This is a genomic window from Variovorax paradoxus (genome assembly GCF_024734665.1).
GTDB lineage: Bacteria > Pseudomonadota > Gammaproteobacteria > Burkholderiales > Burkholderiaceae_C > Variovorax.
Genome location: NZ_CP102931.1, coordinates 635,886 through 652,705, shown reverse-complemented (window position 1 = coordinate 652,705; position 16,820 = coordinate 635,886). Strand labels below are relative to the sequence as shown.

The 16,820-nt window shown below is 63.4% G+C and carries 14 protein-coding genes and 1 tRNA gene; 2 read left to right on the top strand and 13 right to left on the bottom strand.

What is annotated here, in order from left to right; translation table 11 throughout:
* Positions 1-28: 28 nt before the first annotated feature.
* The 8 genes from NWF24_RS03045 to oxc all read right to left on the bottom strand — a co-directional run bounded on the left by NWF24_RS03045 (position 29) and on the right by oxc (position 8,724).
* Positions 29-805: a fumarylacetoacetate hydrolase family protein gene (locus NWF24_RS03045; RefSeq protein WP_258352932.1), complete on the bottom strand. Its 777-nt coding sequence runs from the start codon at positions 803-805 to the stop codon at positions 29-31.
* Positions 806-864: 59 nt separating this feature from the next.
* Entirely contained in the window at positions 865-1,764 is a 900-nt protein-coding gene (sucD, locus tag NWF24_RS03040) for a succinate--CoA ligase subunit alpha (RefSeq protein ID WP_258352931.1), read from the bottom strand.
* Positions 1,765-2,080: 316 nt separating this feature from the next.
* A complete protein-coding gene (sucC, locus tag NWF24_RS03035; protein ID WP_258352930.1) occupies positions 2,081-3,253 on the bottom strand; it encodes an ADP-forming succinate--CoA ligase subunit beta in 1,173 nt (390 codons plus the stop codon).
* Positions 3,254-3,285: 32 nt separating this feature from the next.
* A complete protein-coding gene (locus NWF24_RS03030) occupies positions 3,286-3,603 on the bottom strand; it encodes a hypothetical protein (protein ID WP_258352929.1) in 318 nt (105 codons plus the stop codon).
* Positions 3,604-3,838: 235 nt separating this feature from the next.
* The gene (gene frc, locus NWF24_RS03025; RefSeq protein WP_093057514.1) at positions 3,839-5,086 is read right to left on the bottom strand and encodes a formyl-CoA transferase; all 1,248 of its coding nucleotides are present in this window, start codon (positions 5,084-5,086) and stop codon (positions 3,839-3,841) included.
* Complete coding sequence (locus NWF24_RS03020) at positions 5,083-5,529, bottom strand: PAS domain-containing protein (protein ID WP_093079768.1); 447 nt, start codon at positions 5,527-5,529, stop codon at positions 5,083-5,085. Before NWF24_RS03020 ends, frc (NWF24_RS03025) begins: the two co-directional genes overlap by 4 nt.
* A gap of 74 nt (positions 5,530-5,603) precedes the next feature.
* Entirely contained in the window at positions 5,604-6,866 is a 1,263-nt protein-coding gene (frc, locus tag NWF24_RS03015) for a formyl-CoA transferase (RefSeq protein ID WP_258352928.1), read from the bottom strand.
* 31 nt (positions 6,867-6,897) lie between these two features.
* Positions 6,898-8,724, bottom strand: a complete 1,827-nt coding sequence (gene oxc, locus NWF24_RS03010; RefSeq protein ID WP_258352927.1) for an oxalyl-CoA decarboxylase — start codon at positions 8,722-8,724, stop codon at positions 6,898-6,900.
* Between the two features lie 153 nt (positions 8,725-8,877).
* On the opposite strand from oxc, the gene NWF24_RS03005 reads away from it, so the two are divergent.
* Entirely contained in the window at positions 8,878-9,486 is a 609-nt protein-coding gene (locus tag NWF24_RS03005; RefSeq protein ID WP_093057638.1) for a Crp/Fnr family transcriptional regulator, read from the top strand.
* Between the two features lie 72 nt (positions 9,487-9,558).
* Here NWF24_RS03005 and NWF24_RS03000 read toward each other — a convergent pair whose 3' ends face one another.
* From NWF24_RS03000 to NWF24_RS02985, 4 genes are all read right to left on the bottom strand, one after another.
* The gene (locus NWF24_RS03000; protein ID WP_258352926.1) at positions 9,559-10,395 is read right to left on the bottom strand and encodes a cytidylate kinase family protein; all 837 of its coding nucleotides are present in this window, start codon (positions 10,393-10,395) and stop codon (positions 9,559-9,561) included.
* Positions 10,396-10,417: 22 nt separating this feature from the next.
* Entirely contained in the window at positions 10,418-11,953 is a 1,536-nt protein-coding gene (locus NWF24_RS02995) for a tripartite tricarboxylate transporter permease (protein ID WP_258352925.1), read from the bottom strand.
* Positions 11,954-11,977: 24 nt separating this feature from the next.
* A complete protein-coding gene (locus NWF24_RS02990) occupies positions 11,978-12,499 on the bottom strand; it encodes a tripartite tricarboxylate transporter TctB family protein (protein WP_093057508.1) in 522 nt (173 codons plus the stop codon).
* 124 nt (positions 12,500-12,623) lie between these two features.
* Positions 12,624-13,643: a Bug family tripartite tricarboxylate transporter substrate binding protein gene (locus tag NWF24_RS02985; RefSeq protein ID WP_258352924.1), complete on the bottom strand. Its 1,020-nt coding sequence runs from the start codon at positions 13,641-13,643 to the stop codon at positions 12,624-12,626.
* 230 nt (positions 13,644-13,873) lie between these two features.
* On the opposite strand from NWF24_RS02985, the gene NWF24_RS02980 reads away from it, so the two are divergent.
* A tRNA-Arg gene (locus tag NWF24_RS02980) sits at positions 13,874-13,948 on the top strand.
* 429 nt (positions 13,949-14,377) lie between these two features.
* Here NWF24_RS02980 and NWF24_RS02975 read toward each other — a convergent pair.
* A complete protein-coding gene (locus NWF24_RS02975; RefSeq protein ID WP_258352923.1) occupies positions 14,378-16,240 on the bottom strand; it encodes a tannase/feruloyl esterase family alpha/beta hydrolase in 1,863 nt (620 codons plus the stop codon).
* Positions 16,241-16,820: the final 580 nt, after the last annotated feature.

Genomic DNA, 16,820 nt, shown 5'->3' with positions numbered 1-16,820 from the left:
ATTCGTTGCGCGACCCTTCGGCGATGTGTCAGCCGAAGCGGTTGCTGAGCTTGCCGATGCCGTCGATCTCGATCTCCACGAGGCTGCCGGGCTTCATCGAGCCGACGCCGACCGAGGTGCCGCAGAGGATCACGTCACCGCGGTGCAGCGTCATGTCCTGCGAGATGAGGCTCACGAGTTGCTGCACCGAAAAGCGCATGTCGCTGATCGGGTAGTTCTGCCGCACCTCGCCGTTGAGCAGGGTGGTGACGGTGAGCGTTGCAGGATCGAGGCCGGTGGCGACCACCGGGCCCATCGGGCAGAAGGTGTCGAAGCCCTTGGCGCGCACCCACTGCGCGAACGAGGCGTCGCGGTTGAGGATGTCGGCCACGGTCACGTCGTTGGCGCAGGTGTAGCCGAACACATGGTCGAGCGCATCGACCTCGGAGACGGCGGTGGCGGTCTTGCCGATCACGATGCCGAGTTCGCCTTCGAACACCACCTTGCCGTCGCACAGCGGCTTGCGGATGGGAGCGCCGGGCGCGAGGTATGAGTTTGGCGTCTTCAGCAGGTACAGCGGCTCGGCCGGCACCGGCAGGCTCAGCTTCGCGCCCAATGCGTGGAAGTTGTTCCATAGCGCGATCACTTTGGTCGGCTCGGTGGGCGTGAGCAGTTGCAGCCCGGCCAGCGCGAACACGCGGCCCGTGAGCTCCGAGCTGCCGAACATGTCGCCCTGGCGCTCGTGCACGGCATCGCCTTCCAGTGTGCCGAAGCCGATGCCACCGGCATGTTCGAAGCGGACCCATTTTTTCTGCTGCTGTTCCATGTTGTTATCTGCTTTCTGGATTGATGAAAATTCTGGGCGGCCTACCGTCGGTCAATCAGTCAGTCGAACGGGAGGTAGTCGGGGATCACGAGCGACGCGAGCAGCTTTCCCATCTCGGCCGGATTGCGCGTCACGTGGATGCCGCATTCCTTCATCACCGCGAGCTTTTCCTCAGCAGTGCCACGGCCGCCGGAAATGATTGCGCCCGCATGGCCCATGCGCTTGCCCGGCGGCGCGCTGGCACCGGCGATGAAGCCGACAACGGGCTTGCGCATGTGGTCGCGAATCCATCGCGCGCACTCCTCTTCGGCATCGCCGCCGATCTCGCCGACCATGATCACGGCGTCGGTACGCGGGTCGTCGTTGAACATCTTCAGCACGTCGATGTGCCGCAGCCCGCCGACCGGGTCGCCACCGATGCCGACCACAGTCGACTGCCCGATGCCGAAGCTTGCAAGCTGGCTCGCGGCCTCGTAGGTCAGCGTGCCCGAGCGCGAGACGACACCGATGCGCCCACGCTGATGGATATGGCCCGGCATGATGCCGATCTTGATTTCGCCGGGCGTGATGAGCCCCGGGCAATTGGGCCCGAGCAGCAGCGTCTTGCGGCCCTGCATCCGGTGACGGGTGCGGATCATGTCGCGCACGGGGATGCCTTCGGTGATGCAGATGACGAGGTCGAGTTCGGCGTCGACTGCTTCGTCGATTGCCGCTGCTGCGAAGGCTGGCGGCACGTAGATCACGGAGACGGTGGCACCTGTCTCGGCCTTTGCTTCTTTCACGGTGCCGAAGATCGGGATGCCGGCCAGCGAGCCGCCTGCTTTCAACGGGTTCACGCCTGCTACGAAGCAGTGTTTGCCGTTGCCGTATTCAAGGCAGGCCTGTGTATGGAAGCTGCCAGTCTTGCCGGTGATGCCCTGCGTGATGACGCAGGTGTGCTTGTTGATCAGGATGGACATTTCACTTGCTCCATCTTGTGGTTGCTTGGCTTCGGGGTGCGTGCACAGGACACCGGGTACTCCCCTCCGCGAATGTCCCCCGGCCTGCGGCCTCCTCCTTTATTTCGCTGCGGGGAGTACCCGATGCCCTGTGCACAAGAAGCGCGGCTCTGGTGCTGGCCGATCAACCAGTGCTCTGAACGATCACGCCGATGGGGTGCCTTGCGCAGCGAAATAAAGGAGGAGGCCGCAGGCCGGGGGACATTCGCGGAGCAAGGTACCCCGTCGGCGTGAGCGCATCCCGAAAAACAGCGAATGAGGGAGCAGGCTTTCATACCTAGCGCATCCAGTTCCGAGCCGCACCAATGGCCCGCTGCGCAGCCTCGGCCATGTCGTCTGTGTTGATGATCGACAGTCCGGACTGCGCGAGGATGGTCCGCCCCAGGTCCTCATTGGTGCCCTTCATGCGCACGATGAGCGGCACGGTGAGACCGGTCTCTCGCGCTGCTGTAACGACACCGTGCGCGATCACGTCGCACTTCATGATGCCGCCGAAGATGTTGACGAGCACTGCCTTGAGCTTCGGGTTGCGCAGCATCAGCTTGAAGGCCTCGGTCACCTTCTCGGCCGTTGCCCCGCCGCCTACGTCGAGGAAGTTTGCTGGCGAGCCGCCGTAGAGCTTGATTGCGTCCATCGTCGCCATCGCAAGGCCCGCGCCATTGACCAGGCAGCCGATGTCGCCGTCGAGCGCGATGTACGAAAGATCGAACTTCGAGGCCTCGACTTCCACCGGATCCTCTTCATCGAAGTCGCGCATCGCGGCAATCTCCGGCTGGCGGAACAGCGCGTTGGCGTCGAAGTCGAACTTCGCGTCGAGCGCAATCACTCGGCCGTCGCGTGTGAGCACCAGCGGATTGATCTCGGCCAGCGAAGCGTCGCTGCCATCGAAGGCTTGATAGAGGTTCTGCATGAACACGCGCGCCTGCACCACCGATCGCTCGGAAATGCCGATGCGGCGCGCGATGCCGTCTGCATCGGCAATCCGCAGGCCGGTATCCGGGTCGATGAAGAGCTTGTGGATCTTCTCGGGCGTGCGCGCGGCCACCTCCTCGATGTCCATGCCGCCCTCGCTCGACGCCATCAGCGCCACGCGCTGCGAATTGCGGTCGACCACGAAGCCGAGGTACAGCTCCTTGTCGATCTCGACGCTCTCTTCGACCAGCAGCTGCTTCACCACACGGCCTTCGGGGCCTGTCTGCGGCGTCTTCAGCGTCATGCCGAGCATCTGGTCCGCGTGCCGCCGCACTTCGGCGACGGACCACGCGGGCTTCACGCCGCCGCCCTTGCCGCGGCCACCCGCGTGGATCTGCGCCTTGACCACCCAGGCCCGGCCACCGAGACGGGTGGCGGCGTCTGCCGCCTCGTCGGACGAACGGCAGACGAATCCACGGGGTGTCGCCACGCCGTATTGGCGCAACACGTCCTTGCCCTGGTATTCGTGGATGTTCATGGTCGGAGCAGATTGCTTATTTGCAAGGAATTTCAGGCACCGAGCTCGACGCCGTGGCTTTCCGCCCAATTGAAATAGCTCGACGAAGCCATTTCACGCTTTCTGTGCAATTCCTTCTTCTGCTCGATTGCCTCGGCCAGGAATTCGGCGTCGTAGGCCTTCAGCAGATGCGGCTGATGGGTCTTCAGGTAGTGGCCGATTCGCTCGTTGGCGCTCTGGCTCAGGTCCATCAGACGGTCGTAGGTTTCGCCGTCCCAATGCCAGCGCAGGCCCAATTCGAAGAATGCTGCGTTATAGGCATTGCGCTCGATTTCGTCGCGCCAGTACTGAATGGGTGAATGGTTTTCCATGACCTTCTCCTTGAATGAATGCCGAATGGGTAAATCGGATGAAAAATCCCGGCGAGTTCAAAATGTAGGGTCGACGGACAATAAATAAAAATTAAATGAATTTATAAAAACCATTCACCATGAGTTATGGATGGAAGGCGCCAAATCCACGCGCCCAAGAGCCTTCCGCGCCACCCGCAGGCAGCGCTTTCTTTTCAACTCATGGTGGCAACGGGCCTGAGCCCGCCGCGCTTTCTCAGATCACGCGTTCGGCGCGCAATGTCTCCAGCTCGTCCGCGCCATAGCCGAGTTGCCGCAGCACTTCCTCGGTGTGTTCGCCGAGCAACGGCGAACGCGTCACCACCGTCGGGCTGTCGGACATCTTGATGGGGTTGCCCACCGTCAGGTACTTGCCGCGCACCGGGTGGTCGACCTCGACGATGGTGCCGGTCTCGCGCAGCGATTCGTCCGCGGCGATCTCCTTCATCGAGAGGATCGGCCCGCAGGGAATGTCGTACTCGTTGAGGATGTCCATGGCCTCGAACTTGGTCTTGGTCATGGTCCATTGCTCGATGCGCGCGAAGATCGGCTTCAGGTGCAGCAGGCGCGCTGCCGGCGTGGCGTAGGCCTCGTCGTTGATCCAGCCTTCTTCGCCGATGACCTTGCACACCGCCGGCCACACTGCGGCCTGCGTGATGAAGTAGATGTACGCGTTGGGGTCGGTCTCCCAGCCCTTGCACTTGAGAATCGAGCCGGGCTGGCCGCCGCCCGATGCATTGCCGGCGCGCGGCACTGCATCGCCGAACTTGCCGTCCGGGTACTGCGGGTACTCGTGCATGGTGCCGGTGCGTTCCAGGCGCTGCTGGTCGCGCATCTTCACGCGGCAGAGGTTGAGCACGGCGTCCTGCATCGGCGCGAGCACCTGCTGGCCACGCCCGGTGCTGTTGCGCTGGAACAGCGCGGCAAGGATGCCGAGCGCCAGGTGCAGGCCGGTGCCGCTGTCGCCGATCTGCGCGCCGGTCACGAGCGGCGGGCCGTCCTCGAAGCCGGTGGTCGATGCCGCGCCGCCGGCGCACTGGGCCACGTTCTCGTAGACCTTGCAGTGCTCGTACTTGCCGGGGCCGAAGCCCTTGACCGAGGCTACGATCATTCGCGGATTGAGCTTCTGGATGTGGGCCCAGGTAATGCCCATGCGGTCGAGTGCGCCGGGCGCGAAGTTCTCGACCAGCACGTCGCAGGTCTTGATCAGGCTGTCGAGAACTTCCTTGCCCTTGGGCTTCTTGGTGTCCAGCGTGATCGAGCGCTTGTTGTGGTTCAGCATCGTGAAGTAGAGGCTGTCCGCACCGGGAATGTCGCGCAACTGGCCGCGCGTTGCGTCGCCTTCGCCTGCACGCTCGACCTTGATCACGTCGGCGCCGAACCAGGCCAGCAGTTGGGTGCAGGTGGGGCCGGACTGCACATGGGTGAAATCGAGGATTCGAACGCCCTCGAGTGCTTTGCTCATTGACTGTCTCCTTCTTTGATCATCGTGGCTTCGACTTCTACCAGACGGGCGCGCAATTTGCGCTCCTCGGCAAAGCGGGCGGTCTCGTCGCGAACGATGGCAACGATGCCCGTGACCTCGTGATCGGCGGAGAACAGCATCGACACCGTGAAGGCGATCGAAAGCGTGTGCCCGTCCTTGTGCAGCGCCGGTACGCGCAGCAGGTCGGCGCCGTATTTGGTGACGCCGGTTTCCATCGTCTTGTTGTAGCCGTCCCAGTGCCGCTGGCGTTGCCGCTGGGGAATGATCAGGTCGAGCGACTTGCCGAGCGCCTCGGCTTCGGTGAAGCCGAAGATGCGCTCGGAGGCGCGGTTCCACAACGTGATCGCGCCTGCCGCATCGCACACCATGATCGCGTCGCCGGCGCCTTCGACGAGCTGCTTGAAATCCAGGTTCGTTTGCATACGTGCCTCCCGGCGCTACCTGTCTACATGTCGTCGTTCACTGCAGGGGGTGAAGCCCCCGCAGTGAACCCGGCCTACACAGCCTTGGCTTCGCGCAGGTTGGAGATCTGGTCCTTGCTGTAGCCCAGCTCCGCCAGCACTTCCTCGGTGTGCTCACCCAGAAGCGGCGAGCCGGTGATCTCGGGCTTGAGGTCCGAGAACTTGATCGGGCTGCCCACGGTGAAGTAGCTGCCGCGCTCCTTGTGCGGCACTTCGACAATGGAGCCGCTGGCGCGCAGCGACGGGTCGTGCAGCAGTTCCTTCATCGTCAGCACCGGTGCGCAGGGAATGTCGAACTTGCGCAGGATGTCGACCGCCTCGAACTTGGTCTTGTCGGCCAGCCAGCCCTCGATGGTCGCGAAGATGTCGGTGATGTGCGGCTGACGTGCCTTCGGGGTCGTGTAGTCGGGGTCGGTCTTCCACTCCGGCTTGCCGATGGCGTCGCAGATCGGGGCCCAGGCATGGCCCTGCACCGTGAAGTAGATGTAGGCGTTCGGGTCGGTCTCCCAGCCCTTGCACTTGAGCACCCAGCCCGGCTGGCCGCCGCCGCCGGCATTGCCGCCGCGCGGCACCACGTCGCTGAAGGTGCCGTGCGGGTACTGCGGGTATTCCTCCAGGTAGCCGAGCTTGTCCAGGCGCAGCTGGTCGCGCATCTTCACGCGGCAGAGGTTGAGCACCGCGTCCTGCATCGCGCAGGCCACGCGCTGGCCCTTGCCAGTCTGCTGGCGGCCGATGATGGCCGTAAGGATGCCGATGGCCAGGTGCATGCCGGTGTTGCTGTCGCCGAGCGCCGCGGCGCTCACGGTGGGCGGGCCGTCCCAGAAGCCGGTGGTCGAGGCGGCGCCGCCGGCGCACTGCGCAACGTTCTCGTACACCTTCAGGTCGTCGTAGTGGTGGCCGTCGCTGAAGCCCTTGACCGAGGCGACGATCATCTTGGGGTTGAGTTCCTGGATGCGCTCCCAGGTGAAGCCCATGCGGTCGAGTGCGCCGGGGCCGAAGTTCTCGACCAGCACGTCGGATTCGCGGATCAGCTTCTCCAGCACGACCTTGCCTTCGGGCTGCTTGGTGTCCAGCGTCAGCGAGCGCTTGTTGCTGTTGAGCATGGTGAAGTACAGCGCATCGACATCGGGAATGTCGCGCAGCTGCGAACGCGTGACGTCGCCAGCGCCGGGGCGCTCGACCTTGATGACGTCGGCGCCGAACCAGGCCAGCATCTGCGTGCAGGCGGGACCGGCTTGCACGTGCGTGAAGTCGATGATCTTGATGCCGCTGAGTGGTTTGTTGTTGCTGCTGCTCATTTGGATATCTCCTTGAATGATGGAACTCGGGTTACTTCTTCTTCGCCGTGCTGGGGTTCAGGCTCGTGATGCGGCCGCTTTCGGTGCCGGCGGTCTCGTCGATGACGGCGTTGATCAGGGTCGGCCGGCCTGAGGCAACCGCCTCGGCCAGGGCCTTTTGAAGTTCATCGGCAGTGGTGGCATGCACGCCGACGCCGCCGAAGGCTTCCATCAGCTTGTCGTAGCGCGCGTTCTTGACGAACACGGTGGGCGCCACGTCGGGTGTGCCGCTGGCGTTCACGTCGGTGCCGCGATACACGCCGTTGTTGTTGAAGACGATGACGCAAATGGGCAGGTTGTAGCGGCAGATGGTTTCCACCTCCATGCCGCTGAAGCCGAAGGCGCTGTCACCCTCGATGGCAATCACCGGCTTGCCGGTGACCACGGCCGCGGCCACCGAGAAGCCCATGCCGATGCCCATGATCCCCCAGGTGCCCACGTCCAGGCGCTTGCGCGGCTCGTACATGTCGACGATGCTGCGCGCGAAGTCGAGCGTGTTGGCGCCTTCGTTGACGACGATGGCATCGGGCCGCGCCTTCACCTGGTCGCGGATCACGCTGAGCGCGCTGTGGAAGTTCATCGGCGAAGGCCGTGCGGCCAGCGTGACGGCCATCTTCGACAGGTTCTTGTCCTTGCGCTCGGCAATCGCGCCGGTCCATTCGGCCGGCGGCTTGGCCCACTTGGCATCGATGCCGGCCAGCAGCGCGGCAACGCAGGAGCCGATGTCGCCGATCACCGGCGCTTCGATGGCAACGTTGCTGTCGATCTCGGTCGGTGCGATGTCGATCTGGATGAATTGCTTGGCGCCCTTTTCCTGCGCCCAGGTCTTGCCCTTGCCGTGCGAGAGCAGCCAGTTGAGGCGCGCGCCGACCAGCAGCACCACATCGGCTTCCTGCAGCACGTAGGAGCGCGCAGCGGCGGCCGACTGCACATGGGTGTCGGGCAGCAGGCCCTTGGCCATCGACATCGGCAGGTAGGGAATACCCGTCTTCTCGACGAATGCGCGGATGTCGGCGTCGGCCTGCGCATAGGCGGCGCCCTTGCCGAGCAGGATCAGCGGACGCTTTGCGCCCTTGAGCAGGTCGAGCGCGCGCTTGACGGCGTCAGGTGCGGGGATCTGGCGCGGCGCGGGGTCGACCACCTTGATGAGCGACTTCTTGCCGGCCGCTGCGTCCATGGTCTGGGCGAACAGCTTGGCGGGCAGGTCGAGGTACACGCCGCCCGGGCGGCCCGACAGTGCAGCACGGATGGCGCGTGCAATGCCCACGCCGATGTCTTCTGCGTGCAGCACGCGGAAGGCGGCCTTGCACAGCGGCTTGGCGATGGCGAGCTGGTCCATTTCCTCGTAGTCGCCTTGCTGCAGGTCGACGATCTCGCGCTCGCTGGAGCCGCTGATGAGGATCATCGGAAAGCAGTTGGTGGTGGCGTTGGCCAGCGCTGTGAGGCCGTTGAGGAAGCCGGGGGCCGACACCGTGAGGCAGATGCCGGGCTTCTGCGTGAGGAAGCCAGCTGCTGCCGCTGCGTTGCCGGCATGCTGCTCGTGGCGGAACGAGATGACACGCAGGCCTTCGGCCTGTGCCATGCGCGTGAGGTCGGTGATCGGGATGCCGGGCAGGCCGAAGATGGTGTCGATGTCGTTGAGCTTGAGCGCATCGATGACAAGATGGAAGCCGTCGATGGTCTCGGCGGCCGGCGTGTCTTCCGTCAAGCTCTTGAGGGCGCGAACCACTTGTTCGCCATCGGCATCGCGGGTTTTCACGGGCTTGAGGGCATCGTCCAGCGTGGTGGTTGCCTCTTTCTCTGTTCTGACTGAAGACATGTCTCTCCTTCTGCATGGGTGAATGGCCAAGGCCCGAGCCAAGACTATGATTCGGGCTCAAGCTTTCGGCCGTTGACCTCGGTCAACTTTCCCGAAAACGGCGCGCCCCGATGAATGGCGCCGGCAGCGAAAAAATCGAGCAAGACGGTGACCATGACGTTGTTGGAAAACCACCCGGAGAAAAACATCATTCGTGCCCAGCTCCGGCAGAACATCCTTCTCAAGGACCTGAGCGAAGCCGACCGCGCCGAACTGGAAACCCATCTCGTCATCGTGGACGGCAACAAGGGCGAGTTCCTGCTGCACCAGGGGGTGCGGGAGATGGAGCAATACTTCATCCTCGACGGCATCCTCAAGCGGGTAGTGAGCAACCCGGAGGGCAAGGAAATGATCCTTCGCTTCGCCGACGAGAACGACATGGAAACGAGCTATGCCGCGCTGCGGCTGGGCACGCCGACGCCCTACGGCATCGTCTGCGTGACGAAGGCGCGGGTGGCGAGCCTTCCGCTGAAGGAATGGATCGCCTTTTTGAACCGACATGCGGAAACCAAGGAACTGTTCGAGTTCCTGGTGATGCGGGGCATGAGCGAGATCATGGCGCACACGATCACGCTGCATTTGCTCGATGCGGCGGGGCGCGTGCATCGGTTCATCCGAAAGCATCCGGAGCTTGAGGACAGGATTCCGAGCAAGGAGCTGGCTTCGTATCTGAATCTCTCAGCAGAAACCCTTAGTCGATTGAGGAAGCGGGGGAAGATTTAGGCACGGCTGAGGGATTGGTTCCCTCTCCCGCTTGCGGGAGAGGGAGCAAATCGGGAATTCGGAGCCTCGCGCTCAGGTCTGCTTCGCCGAAGCAAAGCGCCGCGTGCTGGCCATCAGCCTCAACTGGTTGTGGACCCCGCTGACACCAGACACCTCCGCCGCAACTGCCTCGGTCTGCGCCCGCTCGTCACTGTTGAGCACGATGCCGCGCAACATCACCTCGCCCTGGTTCGCCGTGATCGTCACGTTGATGTCGCGCGTTGCCTCATGCTCCTTCAACGCAGCGCGCACACGTGCTTCCAGCGCCATGTTGGCAAGCAGCGCACGCGATGCGGGCGTTTCTGCGAACTCGGGGCGGCTCACCATCAGCCGGATCTGCTCGACACAGCTCTCGACCGACAGACGATCGGTGTTGAGCACCAGGTCGTAGAGCACCGGGTCGCCCCAGGTCACGCCGAACTGCGCGTGCATGCGGGCGGCGTGCGCTTGGTCGCTGCGGCGGATCTCGGCTTCGGCGAATTCGGCGTCGTCGGTTTCGAGGTCGCCCATCAGCCACTCGACGCGCTTCTTCAACGAGCGCGTGATGCGCACGCACACCACGTGCGGCACCGGCCGCAGCAGGCAGGTGGCACCCCAGCCGCGCAGCACCACATTGCCACGGTCGGCCAGCGCGAACAGCTCCTCGGCGGTGTAGAGCGCCACGCTGCGCGAGTCGGTGGTCAGGCGCTCCACCAGGCCGGCCTTGCCGCCGCGCAGCCGGCCTATCAGGCTCGTGGAGACCTGCATGCGGTCTGCCACGTGCTCGATGACTTCGTGGCGCATCACGGCGAGGCCGAGCGTTTCGGCAAGTTTGAGCGAAACGTCTTTCGCGAGGGAACCCATCTCCTGGGTCAGTGCGATCACAGGCATGTCTTTGGCTCCTCGTTGTGTTTCAGTCCACCGGCCGTTCGACCGCGAACTCGTCGGGCTTCTTCGGCTTTCTGTTGAGCAGCGCCAGCGCCTTGGAGATCAGCGGCCAGAACAGCAGCACCAGCGCCAGCGTGGTGATGCCGCCGACCAGCGGATTCGAGAACATCACCATGACGTCGCCCTGCGACACCAGCATGGCCTGGCGGAACGAGTCTTCGGCCTTGTCGCCGAGCACCAGTGCAAGCACCAGCGGCGCGAGCGGAAAGTCGAGCTTCTTGAAGAGATAGCCCATCACGCCGAAGCCGAGCATGAACCAGATGTCGAGCATCGCGTTGTGCACGGTGTAGGCGCCGATCGCGCAGATCACGATGATCACCGGCGCAATGATCGAAAACGGAATGCGCAGGATCGACGCGAACAGCGGCACGGTGCTGAGCACCACGATCAGGCCGACGATGTTGCCGAGGTACATGCTGGCGATCAGGCCCCAGACGAAGTCTTTCTGCTCGACGAACAGCAGCGGACCGGGCTGCAGGCCCCAGATCAGCAGGCCGCCCAGCAGCACGGCAGCAGTTGGCGAGCCGGGAATGCCCAGCGCCAGCATCGGCAGCAGCGCGCTGGTGCCGGCGGCGTGCGCGGCGGTCTCGGGTGCGACCACGCCTTCCATTTCGCCGGTGCCGAACTTGGCGCCCTTCTTCGACATCTTCTTGGCAAGTCCGTAGCTCATGAACGAGGCTGGTGTCGCGCCGCCGGGCGTGATGCCCATCCAGATGCCGATGAGCGAGCTGCGGATGGAGGTCACCCAGTATTTGGGCAGCTGCTTCCACGTTTGCCACACGACCTTGGGATCGATCTTCGCGCTCTTGCCGGAGAACTTGAGGCCCTCTTCCATCGACAGGAGAATTTCGCCGATACCGAACAGGCCAATCACCGCAATCAGAAAGTCGAAGCCGCGCATCAGCTCGGGCTGGCCGAAGGTCAGGCGCAGCTGGCCGGTGACGGTGTCCATGCCCACGCTCGCAAGTGCGAAGCCCAGTGCCATCGACGCCAGGATCTTGAAGGGCGACCCTTTGCCCATGCCGACGAAGCTGCAGAAGGTCAGCAAGTACACCGCGAAGAATTCGGGCGAGCCGAACTTGAGCGCGAACCTGGCGACCAGCGGCGCGAGGAAGGTGATCATCACCACCGCGAGAAAGGCGCCCACGAACGACGATGTGAAGGCCGTCGTGAGTGCCGCGCCGGCCTGCCCGTTCTGCGCCATTGGATAGCCGTCGAAGGTGGTGGCCACCGACCATGGCTCGCCCGGGATGTTGAACAGGATCGAGGTGATGGCCCCGCCGAACAGTGCACCCCAGTAGATGCACGACAGCATGATGATGGCCGAGGTCGGCGACATCGTGAAGGTGAGCGGCAGCAGGATCGCCACGCCGTTGGCACCGCCGAGGCCAGGCAGCACGCCGATCAACACGCCGAGGATGATGCCGACGAACATCAGGCCGATGTTCATCGGCGTGAGGATCACTGAAAAGCCCTGCATCAGGGCACTGATTTCTTCCATTTCGCTTGTGCTCCGTGAGTAGGTTCAGTAGCCGAGGAATCGAAGCGGATCGAGAGTGCCCTTGAACAGCGGCACCTTGAACCAGACCTCGAACATGAAGAAGAACAGCGTGTTGACCGCCAGCGCGGCAAGCACGCTCTTGAACCACGCGTACTTGCCCAGCACCACCATGAACAGCGCGATGTAGATCGCCGAAGCCAGGTAGATGCCGAGGAAGGTGATCGCCAGCACGTAGACCGTGGCCGGCACCAGCACCGACAGCACGCGCTTGAGCTGCACCGAATCGACGAACACTGCGGTGTTGCGGCTCTTGCCGAGGAGTGCCTGGTAGAGGATGCCGGCGCCCGAGATCGTGATGATCACGCCGATGAAGAACGGAAAGTAGCCTGCGCCGGGGCCGTCGGTGGTCCAGCCCGCGCCCAACTTGCGCGCCTCGAAGACCACCACCAGGCCGATCACCAGCAGCGCCAATGCCACCGCCGCTTCGACCAGGTGGGTGGAGATGCCCGAACGCGCCGGGCCCTCGGATGTTTCGTCGTGCTCCATGGAGCCCCCATCGTGGTTGTGTGTGAGAAAGAAAGAAGGGACGGATGCGGCGCGCACGCCGTCCGTCGGGCCGCCGACATTCCGGCGGCGCCGCGCGGCGCGTGCCGCCGTCGCGGCCTGTCGGCTACTTGTTGCTCGCGAGGAAGCCCGCGTCAGCCATCAGCGTGCGGTGCGTGGCCTCGGCCTCCGTGAGCCATTTCGCGAAAGCGTCGCCGGTCATGAAGGTCGGGTTGAAGGCGCCCTTCTCCATGTACTCCTTCCACTCCGGCGTGGCGGCCACCTTGACCAGCAGGTCCTTGTAGAACGCGAGCTGATCGGGCGTCACGCCGGGCGGCATGAAGATGCCGCGCAGCATCGTGTACTTGGTCGGCACGCCCGCTTCCTTGCAGGTGGGGATGTCGTTCCACGACTGCGTGTCCGTGACCTTGGCCTTGAACGGCATGCGCTCGTCGTCGAACACGCACAGCGCGCGCAGCTTGCCCGCGCGCCACTGCGCCACCGCCTCGATCGGGTTGTTCACCGTCGAATTCACATGGCCGCCCACCAGCTGCACCGCCACCTCGCCGCCGCCCTTGAACGGCACGTAGATGAACTTGGTGCCGGTGGCTTTCTCGAGCGCGACGGTGATGATCTGGTCTTCCTGCTTCGAGCCCGTGCCGGCCATCTTGAACTTGCTCGGCCCCGCGGTCTTCACCGCGGTGATGTACTCGCCGGCGTTCTTGTAGGGCTCGGTCGCGTTGGTCCACAGCACGAACTGGTCGAGCGCCAGCATGGCGACAGGCGTCATGTCCTTCCAGTTGAAAGGCACGCCCGTAGCCATCGGCGTGGTGAACAGGTTCGACAGCGAGATGACGATCTTGTGCGGGTCGCCCTTGGCTTCCTTCACCGCCAGAAAGCCCTCGGCGCCCGCGCCGCCCGACTTGTTGACGACGATCAGCGGCTCCTTCATCAGCTTGTATTTGATGACGATGCCCTGCAGCAGGCGCCCCATCTGGTCGGCGCCGCCGCCGGTGCCGGCGGGTATCACGAACTCCACCGGCTTGGTGGGTTCCCATGCGAGGGCGGGCGTGGTGGCTGCCAGCGCCAGAACGGCCGCGGCAACGACCTTCGTACGACCCAGAACGAGCGAAGCGATCTTCTTCATCAGGTTGTCTCCTGTGTAGTGTTTCGCTCTTTTTTGTTCTTGGATCTGAGCAGAGATACGGACCGGCACGATGGTGCGCGCCACTGATTCACGCCTGCTTGATCGCGGTCAACTTTTCGAAGATTTCGTATCCGGGTTAGCCCGCGCTGGCGGGCCCTGCGCGTCCTGTCATCGCTAAGCCTATAAAATCGCGGCGCGCAGTGGGGTCCTGCCTCCCTGCGCCCTCATCCGTCTTCGTAGTTCAATGGATAGAACGGGGTCCTCCTAAGACTCAGATACAGGTTCGATTCCTGTCGAAGGCACCAGAAAGCCCCTGTTCAGATACCCGTTGCCGGAATTCTTCCAGCCGAAGCACCCTATTCGGGCGTTCCAGTCGCGCCACGCTTTGCCAATTCGGGCCTGAATCGCGCGTAAACCACGTCGAGAGCTCGCGAGAGAAGCCATTCGATCGCCACGGCGCGCTGGACAAGATCCTGCGGGAGCTGCCAACAGTCACCGGCATCCTCTGAATTCCGCATCCCGACGCGACCGCGCGTCCGCCCGCACAGGCCGCGAGCCGCACGGCGGTGCGCTGGCAGGAGGCCATTGCGTGCGGCAGCCTGGCAACCGGCCGCCCCCCGCCGGCGGACCACCCGCTGTGGAGACGACCTTCGTCGGCGCTGTCGGAGCCACCACCCTGCGCCTCGAAGTTCGCGCACGGGCTGCCACACCACAATCGCCGGCCGTGGCCGCAACTACGAGCAGGTGTAGCTTGCCGCTGAACCGATGTCGCCACTGGTGTAAGTGATTTTCTTCGGGTACACGCAGATGGGACGAGTTTTCGATGTTGCACCGCCAAGGGCCTGCAGGGTCAGGGCATCCGGAGCGGTGCCTTTTTCCACCCACGCCGTCAGCGCGTCGTAGAACTGGGTCGGCGTGAAGTAGGGAACTTCCGCTGTCGGGTTGGACGTTCCGTTCGGATCGCCGTGGCCGGCACCTGGCACCAGATAGAGCCGATAGAAGCCTTGGACATCGCTCAACCCGCCGATCCTGGCGACCACGCTGTTGTAGTAGTTGACCGTCCCCTGCGCCATGATGAGCTCGTCGGCCAGACCATGCCAGGTCAGCATCTTGCCGCCGCGATTCTTGAACGCGGAGAGGTCCGGGTTGTCGGTGTTGATGTTTCCGAACTGCGGCTGCAGCGTCACGCCGCGATCGTAGGCATTGCTCAACTGCGCGTAGCTCAGTTGCTTCCAAAGCGATTGGCCGTTGCCGGTCGCATTCACGAACGAAGGGTCGCCGATGGTCGAGTTCTGCAACTCGAGCGCCACCTGGTCAGACGCGATGGGGAATGCGCCATTCGGGCTGGTCAGGCCGTTCAGACCAAAAGAAGCGAACATGGCGCCATACAGCGAAGCCCCGCGGTTCAGTCCGTACCAGCGCTGGTTTGCGGAGCCAAGCAGCGTGGAGGACGAAGCCGCAGACCAGCCGTTGTCGGTCGACGGCGACGGTGCCGAGCCATCGGCGGTCATGCCGTACCAGACCTTGTTGATGGCCGTGGCTTGTGCTTTCGTGACGCACGCGCTCGTTGCGTTCGTTCCACCGTCGGATGTGCAGAGAACCGTGAGATCTGTCGTCGGGTCATACGTACAAGAAGCGGGGTCGAGCACATAGCCCAGGTGCTGGCCGGCCACCACATCGCATGCGGCAATGGCGGCGTTGGAAACCAGATCCTGCTGAGCCTGGGTCGGTGCAACACCACCCAGGTCACGCTGGAAGACGATCTGCGGATAGAGCTCCGCAGTGATGAACCTGCTCCAGTTGATGGCAGGATAGTTGGCGATGATGCCGTCGAAGTCGGTGGGGTTGTTCTGCGCCAGGTTCAGCCCCTGGCGTCCACCCGTCGAGCCGCCCTCCCAGTAGGCGTACCTGGCCGGCGTTCCGTAGTAGGCCGCTGCCAACGCTTTCGTCTTGACGGCCTGTTCGTGAATGCCTCGGCTGGCGAAGTCGGTCCACAACGTCTTGTTGATGGTGCCATCCGGGTTCATTGCGAACGAGCCGCCCGCGAGCGAGGAATGCCCGGTATCCGTGGTCGACGAAACGGCGCCCTCTTTGCCCGCCACGTCGGCCGCTGCGGCACTCGCAATCGCCGTTGCACTTCCGGCGGCGCCTCCTTGCCAGCCGCCGCCTCCCAACGCATGAACGCGCGAGTTCCAGGCCGCTTTCGATGGCAGCCAGATCTCGATGCCGATGCCGGGCGACGTCGAAGGAGCGCCCTCGGGTCCAGGATTTCCGGGCCCCACATTGAGCTTGACCATGCAGACGTCACTGGCAGCCACCGGCGTCGTCGCCGTCGCCGCACCACCCAGGACGAGAGCGTCTCCCTTCTTGAAAGACTTGACCGCAACAACGCTCGTGCTGGCATCAGGCTTGAAATTCGCCTTTAGCGTGTCATCACATGTCAGCGCCGCAGAGCCTGAAGGGGGCGGCACGGTGGCTACAGGCGGGTTGCTGACTCCGATGAAAGGAAATGCGTTGTTGTTGCTGCCGCCACCGCACCCACTGGCGAGAACGGCTGCGACGATCGCGGAAACTGCCAAAGGCTGATGAGTTTTCATGTGTCTCCTTCAAGTTAGGGTCAGCTGCAAGAAAGTGCACTTTTTTGCCCACCTTCAAATGCAACATGAACTATTAGGCAGCTTTCACAAACTTCGCTTGTACGGGTTATCCCGCTGCCAGGGAATACGCCGTGCAGTGGCTGCGAGTGAAGTGGCTCAACAAAGCAGTCTGGATTCGGCCTTTTTCGTCATCAGCGTTCAGAAATATAGTGCACATCGTTATCGGCAATGCCCTTGCGCTGGCAGGGCACGACTACGTTCCGACCTACTGGAACGTGAGCGTCTTTGACCCGATGGGCGAGTTGTCGCAAGTCCAGGACAAAGCTGAAACGACCATGGCTCCCTCGAGCGCCGGCAGAACGTGGCGATTGACTCGAAAAACGAGCGTCTGAATTCCATTTTTCATGCCAATGGAAGGTACACGTTTCAGTAAACAATCAGCGCGCAAGGTTACCGAATGACACATGGGGTCCGCATCGCTCGCAAGAACCGAATCTCTTGCGAGCGATGCCGGGCGGTGGATGCGAACGCGACCCCCGAGGGTCGGCGAGACAGCAACGGCGTGTGATCGACATCGAAA